General features: G+C 35.2%; 19 protein-coding genes and 1 pseudogene. 8 read left to right on the forward strand and 12 right to left on the reverse strand.

Annotated features, from left to right (window positions below; genetic code table 11):
- Nucleotides 1-37: 37 nt before the first annotated feature.
- Nucleotides 38-751, forward strand: coding sequence for a LytR/AlgR family response regulator transcription factor (locus ACQKMV_RS10580; RefSeq protein WP_427503839.1), 714 nt, complete (start codon nucleotides 38-40; stop codon nucleotides 749-751).
- Nucleotides 751-2,043 (forward strand): sensor histidine kinase, encoded by a 1,293-nt coding sequence (locus ACQKMV_RS10585; RefSeq protein WP_427503840.1) that lies wholly within the window; start codon nucleotides 751-753, stop codon nucleotides 2,041-2,043. The genes ACQKMV_RS10580 and ACQKMV_RS10585 overlap by 1 nt, the downstream gene beginning before the upstream one ends.
- Nucleotides 2,044-2,393: 350 nt before the next feature.
- On the opposite strand, the gene ACQKMV_RS10590 is transcribed toward ACQKMV_RS10585, so the two are convergent.
- A complete protein-coding gene (locus ACQKMV_RS10590; RefSeq protein ID WP_427503842.1) occupies nucleotides 2,394-2,600 on the reverse strand; it encodes an IS66 family transposase in 207 nt (68 codons plus the stop codon).
- Between ACQKMV_RS10590 and ACQKMV_RS10595 the strand changes: the two genes are divergently transcribed.
- Nucleotides 2,599-2,757, forward strand: a complete 159-nt coding sequence (locus ACQKMV_RS10595; RefSeq protein ID WP_427503844.1) for a hypothetical protein — start codon at nucleotides 2,599-2,601, stop codon at nucleotides 2,755-2,757. The genes ACQKMV_RS10590 and ACQKMV_RS10595 overlap by 2 nt on opposite strands.
- A gap of 62 nt (nucleotides 2,758-2,819) precedes the next feature.
- On the opposite strand, the gene ACQKMV_RS10600 is transcribed toward ACQKMV_RS10595, so the two are convergent.
- The 6 genes and pseudogenes from ACQKMV_RS10600 to ACQKMV_RS10625 form a co-directional block, all read right to left on the reverse strand.
- Nucleotides 2,820-3,158, reverse strand: coding sequence for a hypothetical protein (locus tag ACQKMV_RS10600; protein ID WP_427503845.1), 339 nt, complete (start codon nucleotides 3,156-3,158; stop codon nucleotides 2,820-2,822).
- 251 nt (nucleotides 3,159-3,409) lie between these two features.
- Nucleotides 3,410-3,724, reverse strand: a pseudogene (locus tag ACQKMV_RS10605) (NUDIX domain-containing protein); the annotation flags it as partial.
- A gap of 15 nt (nucleotides 3,725-3,739) precedes the next feature.
- Nucleotides 3,740-3,886, reverse strand: a complete 147-nt coding sequence (locus ACQKMV_RS10610; RefSeq protein ID WP_427503846.1) for a hypothetical protein — start codon at nucleotides 3,884-3,886, stop codon at nucleotides 3,740-3,742.
- A 291-nt stretch (nucleotides 3,887-4,177) separates the two neighbouring features.
- Entirely contained in the window at nucleotides 4,178-4,378 is a 201-nt protein-coding gene (locus ACQKMV_RS10615; protein ID WP_053484870.1) for a cold-shock protein, read from the reverse strand.
- Nucleotides 4,379-4,912: 534 nt separating this feature from the next.
- Complete coding sequence (locus ACQKMV_RS10620; RefSeq protein ID WP_427503847.1) at nucleotides 4,913-5,050, reverse strand: hypothetical protein; 138 nt, start codon at nucleotides 5,048-5,050, stop codon at nucleotides 4,913-4,915.
- 356 nt (nucleotides 5,051-5,406) lie between these two features.
- Nucleotides 5,407-6,330, reverse strand: a complete 924-nt coding sequence (locus ACQKMV_RS10625) for a substrate-binding domain-containing protein (protein ID WP_427503848.1) — start codon at nucleotides 6,328-6,330, stop codon at nucleotides 5,407-5,409.
- Between the two features lie 412 nt (nucleotides 6,331-6,742).
- On the opposite strand from ACQKMV_RS10625, the gene modA reads away from it, so the two are divergent.
- Together modA and modB are read left to right on the forward strand one after the other, a co-directional pair.
- Nucleotides 6,743-7,528 carry a molybdate ABC transporter substrate-binding protein gene (gene modA, locus ACQKMV_RS10630; protein ID WP_427503850.1) on the forward strand — a complete coding sequence of 262 codons (786 nt, stop codon included), beginning with the start codon at nucleotides 6,743-6,745 and terminating at the stop codon, nucleotides 7,526-7,528.
- A gap of 3 nt (nucleotides 7,529-7,531) precedes the next feature.
- The gene (gene modB, locus ACQKMV_RS10635; RefSeq protein ID WP_427503852.1) at nucleotides 7,532-8,188 is read left to right on the forward strand and encodes a molybdate ABC transporter permease subunit; all 657 of its coding nucleotides are present in this window, start codon (nucleotides 7,532-7,534) and stop codon (nucleotides 8,186-8,188) included.
- A gap of 115 nt (nucleotides 8,189-8,303) precedes the next feature.
- Here modB and moaD read toward each other — a convergent pair whose 3' ends face one another.
- Genes moaD through ACQKMV_RS10660 form a run of 5 tightly spaced genes read right to left on the reverse strand, consistent with a single transcriptional unit; the run spans nucleotide 8,304 to nucleotide 11,814 of the window.
- Complete coding sequence (moaD, locus tag ACQKMV_RS10640) at nucleotides 8,304-8,537, reverse strand: molybdopterin converting factor subunit 1 (RefSeq protein WP_427503854.1); 234 nt, start codon at nucleotides 8,535-8,537, stop codon at nucleotides 8,304-8,306.
- On the reverse strand, nucleotides 8,530-9,009 hold the full coding sequence (locus tag ACQKMV_RS10645; RefSeq protein ID WP_427503855.1) for a molybdenum cofactor biosynthesis protein MoaE: 480 nt from the start codon (nucleotides 9,007-9,009) through the stop codon (nucleotides 8,530-8,532). Before ACQKMV_RS10645 ends, moaD begins: the two co-directional genes overlap by 8 nt.
- Nucleotides 9,006-9,524, reverse strand: coding sequence for a molybdopterin-guanine dinucleotide biosynthesis protein B (mobB, locus tag ACQKMV_RS10650; RefSeq protein WP_427503856.1), 519 nt, complete (start codon nucleotides 9,522-9,524; stop codon nucleotides 9,006-9,008). Before mobB ends, ACQKMV_RS10645 begins: the two co-directional genes overlap by 4 nt.
- Nucleotides 9,491-10,783, reverse strand: coding sequence for a molybdopterin molybdotransferase MoeA (locus ACQKMV_RS10655; RefSeq protein ID WP_427503857.1), 1,293 nt, complete (start codon nucleotides 10,781-10,783; stop codon nucleotides 9,491-9,493). Before ACQKMV_RS10655 ends, mobB begins: the two co-directional genes overlap by 34 nt.
- Before the next feature lie 14 nt (nucleotides 10,784-10,797).
- Nucleotides 10,798-11,814 carry a thiazole biosynthesis adenylyltransferase ThiF gene (locus tag ACQKMV_RS10660; protein WP_427503859.1) on the reverse strand — a complete coding sequence of 339 codons (1,017 nt, stop codon included), beginning with the start codon at nucleotides 11,812-11,814 and terminating at the stop codon, nucleotides 10,798-10,800.
- A 120-nt stretch (nucleotides 11,815-11,934) separates the two neighbouring features.
- On the opposite strand from ACQKMV_RS10660, the gene ACQKMV_RS10665 reads away from it, so the two are divergent.
- Genes ACQKMV_RS10665 through moaC form a run of 3 tightly spaced genes read left to right on the forward strand, consistent with a single transcriptional unit; the run spans nucleotide 11,935 to nucleotide 13,491 of the window.
- Complete coding sequence (locus ACQKMV_RS10665) at nucleotides 11,935-12,429, forward strand: MogA/MoaB family molybdenum cofactor biosynthesis protein (RefSeq protein WP_427503860.1); 495 nt, start codon at nucleotides 11,935-11,937, stop codon at nucleotides 12,427-12,429.
- Nucleotides 12,426-13,016, forward strand: a complete 591-nt coding sequence (gene mobA, locus ACQKMV_RS10670; RefSeq protein WP_427503861.1) for a molybdenum cofactor guanylyltransferase — start codon at nucleotides 12,426-12,428, stop codon at nucleotides 13,014-13,016. The genes ACQKMV_RS10665 and mobA overlap by 4 nt, the downstream gene beginning before the upstream one ends.
- Entirely contained in the window at nucleotides 13,009-13,491 is a 483-nt protein-coding gene (gene moaC, locus ACQKMV_RS10675) for a cyclic pyranopterin monophosphate synthase MoaC (protein WP_427503862.1), read from the forward strand. Before mobA ends, moaC begins: the two co-directional genes overlap by 8 nt.
- The last annotated feature ends 113 nt before the right edge of the window (nucleotides 13,492-13,604 follow it).

Below are 13,604 nucleotides of genomic sequence, written 5' to 3' on the forward strand. Positions count from 1 at the left end.
CATTGCTACAATTTACTATTATTAAAGGAGCGAAACAATGGTAATAAAAATTGCTATTTGTGATGATGTTCCAGTTATTGCAAAAGCTATCGAAGATTTAATGTTAGAGTATGACTCCTCATTATTTGAAATTGATATATTCAATAATCCATTTCGTTTAATTGAATTACTTAAAGAAAATACATATGATTTGTTTATTTTAGATATTGAGTTTCCTAATATATCGGGAATAGAGATTGCCGAGACCATTAGAAAAAATAATTATACTTGTCTAATTATCTTTCTTACAAGTTTCAAAGAATATATGGAAAAGGTCTTTAAGGTTAACACTTTTGATTACATTTTAAAACCAGTAACAAAAGATAAACTATATCCTGCCTTAAATCGCGCTATTAAGTATTTAGATTTAGATGATTCAAAATTTATGTTTACATTTAACAAAGTTTTTTACAGTCTTTCTTTTAGTGAAATTATTTACTTTGAAAAAAATAAAAGGAAAGTACTCATTCACACTCCAACTGATATATATGAAACGGTTCTTCAAACAAGAGCCCTTTTATCGAAAATTAATGAGAATTTTGTGCAAGTCCACACCTCGTTTATTGTTAATGTTAAATATGTAAAACAAATTAGCAATAATACAATTATTGCTAATTTAAATGATAAGAAAACTGTTGAAATACCAATAAGTCGTACATTTAAGGATAGTGCCAGAAAACAAATTTTGATGCAGTTAAGAGACTTAATATAATGAATGATACTATCGTTGGATTATTCAACTTTGTTGTTAATTTAGTGTTGGTTAATCATTATTCCCTAAATAAATCCATCCATAAACTGTTTTCTAAAGAAAAATTAACTATTACAATCTTGGCTTTTATTCTTACTGCATTTTTACTATTTTCTAATCAACAATCACATATTCTTATTAATACCATCTTCACTACTTTATTGTTTTTAGTTATTACAATCAGAAATCCGATAGATATAAGAAAAGAGTTCTTTTCATTAATTTACTTACTTTTAATGTTTTTCATTTGTGATTCCTTTTCGTTTTTTATTACGAAAGAAGTATTGCTATCAGAAGGTTATAATCCAAATCTACTCTTTATGGCTGGAGGAGGAGCTATTGCTATAATTTTAAAACTAATGGCTGTAGCTGTTCTTAAAATTATCGTTCTCCAAAAGCGTAAATTAAAGAGACCAATAAATGTTTTTCTCCTAATGACACTAATTTCAATACCAACGATATCAGTATTTATGTTAAGTACATCTGTAGTATCTGGAATTACATTTATTAATCATCCTAACTTTATATTGATTGCTACTTGTATTTTTTATATGAATATATGCATACTATATCTTTATATAACCATAGGGAATTTTTTAAAAAAACTTGCAAAAGCTACAACACAAAAAATAGTATTTGAATCAGAATTGAATTTTTTTAAACAACTAAAGCATTCACAATCTAAACTATATTCAATGAAGCATGACTTAAAAAACCAATACGTAGTTCTACTGGGGATGTTAAGTCAGGGAGATACTGCTGGTGCTGAAAAATATCTTCAAAATTCGATACAGAAAATCGAACACAATGATTATTTTTATACAAATAACTATGTGCTAAATTATCTTCTGAATGAAAAAAAATCTATTGCTGAAAGCAATGGAATAACTTTAAGAGTTAAATCTTTCATCCCTGAAAAAGTTAATTTAGATAATGATATTTTTGCAGTTGTGCTAGGAAATTTAATAGATAATTCCATAAACGCAGTCGGACGTTTGTCTAATTCTAAAGAAAAAGAGATTTCACTTCTTATCAAACAATTTAATAATCACCTACTTATAGAAATTTCAAATGTATTTGATACTGTGGAGCTTAAAACTCGAAAGAATAGACGATTCGAGGGAATAGGAATTAAAAATGTGAAGAGAATTGTAGAAGAGAATAGCGGAATTTATAATCAATGGATTCAAGATAATCAGTATATTGTTAGTATACTTTTACTCAATGTATATGATAGAGAAGATGAAGAATAGAAAAGACTGGTAGGGTCACTCCTTATATATTATTGTCCTTTCTTGCGCTTATGAGTAAGATGTTTGATTCAATATACCGCATGCTTAAAAAAAGTTAGCATACAAAGAGGATTTAAAAAAGTAAATTTACAACAACATTAGCTAACATGCTGCTATTCCCTACTAAAACTGTATTCGTTCAGCTTTATTAACACCAAACTTACATGCGCCAAATAGCGCCCACCTTTCTCAGGGAGGCGCTATTGTTATGTAGATTTTTAGGAACATGACAGTTGTTTGGAATAGCTTCCGACCAAGTCTTGAGCGCACCTAATGCTACATTGTCCTGGACGTCGATTAACGGCATTTGCTCAAACACATGCATTATATAACGAAGTGTATCCAATCCGTTTTTTTACTGTTTCGACGATGTTGTAAATAATCGCACTTGCTTGGGCGCCTTTTGGTGACTTCGCAAATAACCAATTCTTTCGATCAATCACAAATGGTTTGATGGAACGTTCGCCTCGATTATTAACTAACTCCAAACGAACATCTTGTATTTGAGTAGTCGACATGCCATTGGTATTAATTTTATCGAACTACACTACATTCGAGCTAAATGGTGTTTGGTTAGCTTACCCTGCTGCCTTCTGTGTGCATTTTGTATTACAATACTCATACTTCAAGCTAGGCTGGCAAAAACGAACATTAAAAGCAATGCTAAGCGATTAATCATTAAAATTGCTGTAGACAAAGCCACACATTACTTTGTCTACAGCAATTTTATAAGTATTTCAAGCTTCCACAGGAGGAATTATTCCCCAAACTAATAAGAGAAAGAGTACTAAACCAATTAAAAAGAATATAACTGACGTAATAAATATCGGACCTAGTTGATAAGTGAACTTTTCCCTTTTCTGAATTATGCCTGTTTGCCCACTAACTTGAGATGTAAATAACCTAGTCATAGCTCCACCACTACTCGAAAAGTAAAAACTGCCCCCAGCAAAAGCTATACCAGTGAAAAACATTATCTCGATAAACCTTACGGAGAAAAACAAAGCAATAAAATACGTAATTAAAACTTCTACAATAAATGCCACTATCATAATAATTAAATTTTTACTACGCATACAAACCCCTCCTCTCTACATTTTATGTCCGTTACTCTGTATACGATTAAATCTAGATAAAGTTCCAATTTTTACTTTATCAACCATTTTTGTGTTTGATAGTTAAGAGATTCATGTAGCAAGTGTCAAAGAAAATAAATTAATGTTTGGTGATGTTTTTTAATGAATTGAAACACAAGATGTACATTCACAGTTCCAGCTAAATAATCCTTTAAGCCACTCAACATTGAAATGAATGCTTTTTTAGTTTATTAAAAGACAAATCTAAAATAATCAAGCGTTGGTACTATATTTTTAGAGTTATACATATTTTCAAGCTCATATTTGGTTACCCATTTAATATCGCTCATTTCATCTTCATGTAATACTGTCTCCGTAATTTCAAAGCTTTGGTCAAAAAGCCATACATCGTAAAAATCATTGTACGCATCTCTACGTTCACTCTTTATCATTTTTCCATTAAACTTAAATAAATTAATTCCGATCTCTTCTTTTACTTCTCTTATAGCACCATCAAGACTACTTTCCCCTGCTAACATAGAGCCACCTGGACATTCCCACAAATTAGGATAAGTTTTATCCTAATGTCTTTTCGCTAAGAGAAATTCACCCTTATTATTCTTTATCCATACATGTACAACTATATGATAATCACCATCGACTTCTCCACGCATATGAAGCTTATTTGTTTTATTTCTATTCTTATCGTAAACATCCCAAATTTCCATAACGCCCTCCTACATTCATTAAAAACCATGAAAAACATACTAACTTGAAATTTATTCAAATAATTGTCTCCTTTATTATTCCAGTTTTCAACTAAAACCACTAATAAAAATTGCAATTGTTATTTTCTTGGAGATGCAGTTCAGTTATGTAAAACAAAATTAGACTTAGTTTGAAGTTCGCCCATATCAATTATCGCGCCAATACATTTTTTCAAAACAACGCTTCCTTTTTCGCATAAAAAAGAGGCATCCTAATGAAAGGATGCCTCTTTTATGGTTACATCATTAAAATTAAAGTTTTACGATGTTTGTAGCTTGAGGTCCGCGTTGGCCTTCTTCTACTGAGAATTCAACTTTTTGACCTTCTTCAAGTGTTTTGAAACCGTCACCTTGGATAGCTGAGAAGTGAGCAAATACGTCATTTCCGCCTTCTACTTCGATGAAACCGAAACCTTTTTCTGAGTTAAACCATTTTACTGTACCTTGTGTCATTTGAATGACCTCCATTAATTGTATTAAATAAAATCATATCTATCCAAAAGAAAAAATTCACATATTACAAAAAGCATCAAACAAAACACGATTACTCTTTGTAATATGTGAATTTATTGTTCCCTTGCAAACGATTTTATTATACTTACTATATTATAAAAAATCATATTTGTCTAGTACAAAAGCTGATTTATTATATATACAATTTCTCACTAACCTAATCCGTCACTAAATTAGGTCAACAAACAAGGTGCGATAATCTTTTTAGATCAACGCACTTTGTTAGTAAACTTAATTTTCGTCAAACATCTATTGTGGTTTCGTCGCCATTAATTTTAGACCAGGACCAATACAACACCTGCTACCTTATTCATCATCGTATTAAACTGTTTGCTGTCCTTTTATGCTTTTTGTTGCTAATGTTGCATCGAAATCAGAAATGGTAATGAATCAAAGCTGTTACTTCTTGATGACCGCTCTTATTTAGTGAATGTGGAGTAATAGGGATGAGCATATGAGAACAATTGAAAAATTTTAATTTCCAGTTATTCTTTTCATTAGATCTTCTGTAGCTCCAATGCCTCCAATACCCAAATTAATTGGTCCTTCCTCTTCAATAGGAATAACAAATTCCCTAAACTCCTCATTTCCTTTCCCTTCAATTTCGACCATTAAATCAAATCATCGGGGGCACCACCTGCACATTAAATTCTTTTATTATAAAGGAAAGCAAGGAAAGCGTGACTAAAATAATAGTATGATACATTGCGTTGTTTGGAGAAGCATCGCTCGACTCCTGCGGGAAAGCGAGACAGACGAGACCCCGCACGAAGCGAAGCGTAGGAGGAGGCTCGGCGCTCGCCCGCGGAAAGCGAGCGTAATGCTTCGGAAAACAACAGTAGAGTCACAGTGCCAAATGAAAAAAGCGAGGTATTCAACGATTTAATCGTTGAATACCTCGCAATGTGAGAAGAGATGGACTTTTTCAGTGCCCTCCAAAATGGCAAGTATTTTTTTCACTTACAGTTTTAAAGTGTTTCATATATAATTTGTCCCATTTGAGTGACGTCATAATCTCCTAGTGCAACTACTTCTGATTGGAAATCTGGTGAATTTAAAATCTCTTTGACTGATTCAACCAGCTGTTGGTTTTCAGGAGTTTTTAATAGGACAATATCATAACGTTCTCTATTAAGTGGAATAAAGTCAACCTCTATGAGTTTTGATATTTTTTCAATGCCTATTCCAATGTCTGCATTCCCATTTGCGACAGCAGAAGCTACATCTATATGGCTCATTTCTTCTTCGTTATATCCTTCAATTGAGGATGGAGATATGTGATGAATGCGTAATTGTTCATCTAGGAAAGTACGAGCTCCTGAACCTTTTTCACGGTTCATCAATTTTAGTGATTTGGTCTTAAAATCATCAATTGATTGAATTTGCAATGGATTTCCTTTTTGAACATAAAAGCCTGCTCGGCGTGAAATCAAATTGAGAAGAATATAAGAGTGACTTACAAAAATCTTTTTCAAATAAGGTGTATTATATTCCCCTGTATCACCATCGTACAAATGTAAACTAGCAATATCACATTCACCATTATACAGCGCCATGACACCATTAAAGCTACCTTCATGCGAGCGCAATACTTTATTTGATTGTTTTTTCTCTATATATTTTCCTAATAAGTCTAAGGCTAAATCTTGTCCGCTTATAATAATCTTTTTATTTTTTGTCGAAGGAGTAATCGAGGCAATTGATGCAGCAGGAGTTGCTCCTGTCTTGCCCTTTTGTATATATAACTGTAAATCGTTTCTATCCACACGCATTTGTCGGCCTACACGAAAAATAGGTAAATCTCCCTTTTTCACTAAATCATAGATCGTTAATTTTGAAACCTTTAATAATTGAGCCACCTCTTCAATCGTATAGGAATGTTCATGTGACATGTAAAAAAATCTCCCCTTCTGCTTCTATTGATTCTATAGTAACTTAATTATAATATTTTTGGACCATCACCAAAACGTGTGGTTGATTTCCGTTCCGACTGGGCGCTTTTATCGCTGCCGCTTCGCTTTCGCGCAGATAAAACATTTGCCGCTGACGCTTCGCTTTCGCGCAGAGCAGAGCTTCCTGGGGGCGTCCGATGAGACGCTAATCCCCAAGGAGTCGCCCAGCCTCCACTCCAATCAACTTATTTACATAGTATACGTTTTACAAAACTCCTCTACAACTTTTGGTGATGAACCATACTTTTTGCATCTTGAACGTTTCTAGCGATTAGGTATTTCTTTTTTGGACATAACTAATTATAATTAGTTATGTCTTGTTATAACGAGTTATAAAAGGAGTATAATCAAAGTGAAAAAGTATTATAGTTTAATAGCTTCATTGTTACTACTGGTCGGCATTTTAGCAGGTTGTGGTAGCCAAGGAAGCAACAACAAAGTAAACGAACCAGTTGAATTAACGATTTCCGCAGCAGCAAGTTTGCAAGATTCATTAGAAGAGCTTCAAAAAGCCTATGAAAATGAACACGATAATATTAAAATCACATTTAACTTTGGTGGCTCTGGTGCTTTACAACAACAAATTTTAGAAGGTGCTCCTGTTGATCTTTTCTTTTCAGCAGCACAAGATAAGTTTGATGAGCTAGTTCAAAAAGATTTAATCGACAAAAAACAAGGAACGGATCTTTTAGCTAACGAATTAGTGTTAGTCGTTCCTAAGAACAATGTAAAACATATTCAATCATTTGAAGACTTAACGAAAGCTGATAAGATTGCCGTTGGTACACCTGAAACGGTTCCTGCTGGCAAGTACGGTATAGAAACATTGAAAAACATGAACCTTTGGGAAAATGTAGAATCAAAAGTAGTGTATACAAAAGACGTACGACAAGTTCTTACTTATACAGAAACTGAAAATGTTGATGCAGGGTTGGTTTATAAAACGGATGCCCTTGTGTCAGAAAAAGTTGATGTCGTTTCTACAGCCAAAGAAGATACACATACACCTATTATTTATCCTGTTGGTGTGATCAAAGAGAGTAAGCATGCAAAAGAAGCGGAAGATTTTTATCACTATTTACAAAGTGATCAAGCGATGAAAGTATTTAAAAAATATGGCTTTCAAGGAACTCATTAATAGATGAGTACTGATTTCTGGTCACCTCTTAAGCTTTCTATTGAGATAGCGCTTGTGTCAGGAATAATTGTGATAGTAGCGGGTATTCTATTTGGTAAATGGATGGCAAAACGTAATTTCAAAGGAAAATTATTTCTAGAAACAGTGTTACTTTTACCATTAGTATTACCCCCTACTGTAGTAGGATTTCTTCTAATTATTATTTTTGGTAAAAACAGTGTGCTAGGTAACTTGATTACATGGCTTTTTAACCAACCCGTTATGTTCACATGGTGGGCAGCGGTCATCGCCTCTACTGTTGTTGCATTTCCTTTAATGTATCAATCAGCAAAAACTGGCTTTGAATCTGTTGATAAGGACATCGAGAACGCTGCACGTGTTGATGGTGCTAACGAATGGCAAATCTTTTTCTTTATTTCTATCCCTCTTGCATTAAAATCAATTGTCTCTGGTGGAATTTTAAGTTTCACACGTGCTTTAGGTGAATTTGGTGCAACCTTAATGTTTGCTGGAAATCTTCCAGGCAAAACGCAAACTACGCCACTTGCTATTTATATGGCGATTAGTTCGGGTAACATGTCACTCGCTTGGTCATGGGTGATTTGTATGATAGGTATTTCCTTCCTTATGCTTCTGAGCGTTCATCTCTTGAAGGCATAAAGTGAAACTTTAACCAGTAGGGTTTCTCTTCCCCTTCTGACGGGCTTTTTCAGGATAAATATAGTAAAAGATGTAGTCGGTGCAAACTAAACTGTACCAACTACATCTTTTCTTTTCACCCTCCACTAATAGGTGGAATAAAGGCGATTGTATCCCCTTTTTTTACAACCGTTGCATCTGTTGCAAATTCCTCATTTACTGCTGTCATGACATGTTGTAAATTAACTTGTGGATATTGAATTTCCATCCATTCTTTAATTTGCCCAACTGTTCGGTCTGACAGGTCTACATATAATTTTGACTCACCGATTATTTCTTGTAAGTGAGCAAATAGTAATATGTTAATCACAAGATTCCTCCTCACTGATTGATGGATTTCCTTTTGGATAAGGAACATTTTCTAATTGATCACCAATCCATTCTGTCCCATCTTCCCAATACTCTTTTTTCCAAATAGGCACAATTTGTTTAATACGGTCAATAGCATATTCATTGGCTTCATAGGCTATTTTACGATGTGGTGATGAAACCGCAATTACTACGGCAATATCCGAAATCTCTAAATGACCAACACGATGTGTAATGGCTATTTTCGCTTCTGACCATCGCTCTTGTATTTCTTTAGATATTTGTTCAAACATTTTTATAGCCATAGAAGGATAGGCTTGATATTCCAAATGTAGTGTTTTCTTGCCTTTCGTCATTTCACGTACTGTCCCGATGAAAACAGTGATTGCACCAGCATTTCGATCTGTTACTTTTTCTCTAACCTCTTCAACATCAATTGGTTTATCAATGATTTCAAACAACGATGTAGTCATGATTTATTCCTCATTTCCTGCATTAGAAATTCTATATATTGTGCTTTTTCTTGAATTGAAAAAGTGGGATAATCTAACGGTTTATTTAGTGGATATGTTGGCCAATAAAGAACACAGACGATATTGGTTACTTTTTGTAGCAAAGATTGATCTTCCGCCTGTCGCAAAAGAACAACCTTTGGATAGTCTTCATTTTTATAACCTTCAATGAAAATGATATCCATATTAAATGTTTCATAAATAGCTAGTATATCAGCAAGCTGCCAGTTATTTTGGTGAATGCTCATCCGCAAAGTACCTTCTCCCTCAACCGCTGTCACACTTGCACCAGCCTTCTCATGACGAACACTATCTTTTGAACTTTCTATCATAGGAATACCACCATGTCCATGATGCTTGATTGATCCTACACGAAAACCTTCTGTAGTGGCTTGTGTAATGAGTTGTTCCATTAACGTTGTTTTTCCACTATTTTGATAGCCTACGATTTGTAAGATTTTTCGATGATGCCCCATGGCCACTCACTTCCTTGCAAATCTTCTAACAATAGGACAACTACTTGCATTCCTTTTTCGTATCCACGTGATCCACCTGGTAATACAATAAAAGAATTGGCTTCTGCTAAGGAAGAAACCGCACTAGATTTATCGAACCCAGAAGGAGCTGCAACTAATTGACCGTTCTCGTAAGACACATTCGCACGCACAAAACGGGTAAATGGATTCGGTTTTTTAAAGTCCGCATTTAAAACAGCCTGCTCCCTACGTAAATGCGGTTGCTTATTACCAAAAGCCGTTCGAATAATAGGTCGTGTAAATAGTTCAAAACCAACATAACAAGCTGATGGATTACCTGAAAGTCCAAATAATAATTGACCATTTCTAGCCGCAACAGTTGTTACACTACCTGGTCGCATTGCTACTTTATTAAAAAGTACTTGTGCGTCAATGGCTTCATAAATGGCAGGTAAGTAATCGTAATCACCTACTGATACTCCTCCTGTTGTAATCAATATGTCTACTTCCTGAAGAGCTTTTTCAACAGCTTGAATACATAAATTTAGATCATCGCTAAACTTACCAAAATATTTGACGGTTGCCCCAGCACGTTCAATTTGAGCCATTATCATATATGCATTACTATTACGAATTTTTCCCGGCTGCAAAGCATCACTTGGTTCTAGTAATTCACTTCCTGTTGCAATAACTCCTACGATTGGTTTTCTGAAAACGGGTACTTGATCATAACCAAAAGTAGCAAGTAATGCGACAACACCCGGATTGATGTATTGTCCTTTTTCAATAAGAATAGCGCCTTTTTGAACATCCTCTCCCTTATAGGAAATATTTGTTCCTGTTTCAAAAGAGCGTTTAATCGACATATACCGTTGATTGTCTTCTTCAAATGTGTGCGTTAATTCTAGCATAACGACAGCATCACATCCGTTTGGGATAGGAGCTCCTGTCATAATGCGCACCGCTTCTCGATCACCGATTTCTCCCTCAAATACATAGCCCGCGCCAATCTCCCCCACTACTTGAAAGGTTACTGGATTGTCTGAACATGACTTTTGACTATCGACCGAGCGAATAGCATAACCATCATAAGGTGAACGATCAAAAGCTGGTACATCTTGGTCTGCAGCAACATCTTCTGCTAAAAAACGGCCATGTGCTTGCTGTAATGAAACGACCTCTATTTTTTCTTGGAATGCGAACTCCATAACACGTTGAACAGCTTCTCCAACAGCAATTGGTTTTCTTTTTTCTAACATTTTAGAACACTCCTTTATCCGAATAAACGATAATAAATGGTTTTAGCTTTTTGTATATCTTGTACACCGTGAATGACAACTCGTCCATCTTGGAAAATCACTAGTCGATAATCTTCTGCTTGGCAAGATAATAAATAGGGATTTTGTTGAATATCACCATAGGGACTAAGTTGAACAGCGAGCTGATCAAAATTATAGTGAATCGGTTTTGCTGGACGTATTTGAATAGCATCGCGACCACATAATACATTTAATTTTGTTTGATTTTCATATGATAAATAAGGATAGCTCGGATTTTTACCACAGGATGGGCAATCATGATTACGGATTTTTTCCACGTTTATTTCATAATGTTGATTTTGCCAAACATCAAAAGTTAAATAACTTTTGCGTAATGCTTTTTCATCGCCTACTAAAAACTTTAATACCTCAGCTACTTGATAAGCTGCTACAATTTGAACAGTCGGACTTATAATTCCTACTGTATCGCATGTCATCCCTGTATTAGGCATCGCTGCTAGCAAACAATGTAAACAAGGTGTTTTACCTGGCACAATCGTATAAGTAGCGCCATAACTTCCAACACAAGAACCATAAACCCAAGGAATTTGATATTTTTGTGCAAGATCGTTCATCATAAAGCGAATATCAAAGTTATCCGTTGCATCCAACATAATATCTACATCTGCAAGCAGTGGGATTATTTGCTCTGTACACGCATCAAGAATATATTCCTTAATTTCTACCTCTGAGTTAATGCTTTGTAGTCGTTTTTTTGCAGCGATTACTTTAGGGACTTTTTCTTGTGCATCTTGTTCGGTATATAGTTGTTGTCTTTGTAAATTACTCCACTCTACATAATCACGATCAATAATTGTCAACTTTCCGACGCCTGCCCTTACAAGAGCCTCTGCGCTAGCACTGCCTAAAGCACCAACTCCTATCATCAGGACATGCTTTTGTTGTAGTAGTAGCTGCCCGTTTTCTCTGATTGGGCTGAATAATTGTTGTCTAGAATATCTATTATGCATAAACGCTTTTGCCTTTCTTTCTATGAATTTTAGTTTGACCTTTTAATTTATAGCTTTATAATAAAAGCAATGTTTTTCAGCAAAAACAAAAATCAACTCTATAAAAGGAGGTCATTTACCTTGCATCCCACACATAGTGAACTTCCTATACGAGCTGCCATTTTAACAGTGAGCGATACACGCACGAAGGCGGATGATGGCGGTGGTCAGCGTATTCAATCATTACTTCAAGAAGCTTCTTTTGAATTAGTAGACTACCAAATGTCAAAAGATGAACCGCTTGAAATCTCTAACCACGTACAAAAATGGTGCGCTGATCCTGCCATTAATACCATTATCGTAACAGGAGGAACAGGATTTACACCGAGAGACCAAACTTACGACACGATTCTCCCTCTTTTCGAAAAAGAAATGATGGGCTTTGGTGAATTATTTCGAACACTAAGCTATGAAGAAATCGGCCCAAGAGCCATGTTTAGTCGTGCAACAGCGGGTAGTCGCAATAAAACGGCTATCTATGTGCTACCAGGTTCCACTAATGCCGTGACACTCGCCATGACAAAACTGATTCTTCCTACTGTTCAACATTTTGTCGGTGAGTTGAATCGCATATGAAAATGGCTGGTGTTGTCTTAGCTGGCGGTCAATCTTCACGGTATGGTCAGCCGAAAATGTTTGAATTATTTGCTGGTCTACCTTTATATAAGCACAGTCTCATAGCCTTACAAAAAAATCAACTACAGCCTTTAATTATTGCTACGAATGCTAACTTGCAATCAAAGTTTGTAGAAGAAAATGTCCATTGGATCATTGAAAAACAGCCTCATCAAGGACCTCTGTTTGCCTTGCATAACATAATGACAAATTTCCCGGAAGTAGAGTGGTTTTTCGTAATAGCAAGTGACATGCCTTTTATTAATGCAGAATTTGTCCAAACTATGCTAACATTTATCGATGATCGTTATGATGCGATTGTTCCTAAACAAGTTTCAAGATTACAACCGCTTGCTGCTTTATATCGACGCAGTGCTTTACCAAAAGCACAGCATTTAGTCCAACAAAACAAGCGAAGTATGAAAGTCTTGTTAGAGCAACTCCAAGTATGTTATGTCCCATTCGAAGAAGACAGCTCAACATTTATCAATATCAATTCTCAACAAGATTGGCTACAAACATTTGAAAGGAAGTCTAATAATGAATAATTTTACACACTGGAATGAAGAAGGTCGCCCCAAAATGGTCGACATTTCAGATAAAACAATCACAAACCGTACAGCAATCGCTCGTAGTACAATCACGTTATCCGATGAAGTCTATCAAGCTATCCAACAGGGAGGCATTAAAAAAGGCGACCCTACGCAAGTGGCACAAATTGCTGGGATTATTGGTGCTAAAAAAACTGCTGATATTATTCCAATGTGCCATCCGATTATGTTACAAGGAACCGATCTTCAATTTGAATATACAAAAGCAGAAGTTGGTTACGAACTACACATTCAAGCTACAGTAAAATGTAGTGGCAAAACAGGTGTCGAAATGGAAGCACTAACTGCCGTATCCATTGCTGCACTAACTTTTTATGATATGTGTAAAGCAGTCGACAAATCTATGGTGATTAAAGAAACATACCTCGTTCAAAAAACGGGCGGAAAAAGTGGCGACTTTGTGCATAAATAAACATCAAATCAATTTCGCCTTGGCGTAATTGCGTCCGGATTTTGAATTGTGCTAGCACAATTCATTCCTTTGAAAATCCGTGACATCCGCCGGAGGCTTTATCTTCATTCAGC

It is taken from the genome of Lysinibacillus sp. NPDC094403 (assembly GCF_050278745.1).
Classification (GTDB): Bacteria; Bacillota; Bacilli; order Bacillales_A; family Planococcaceae; genus Lysinibacillus.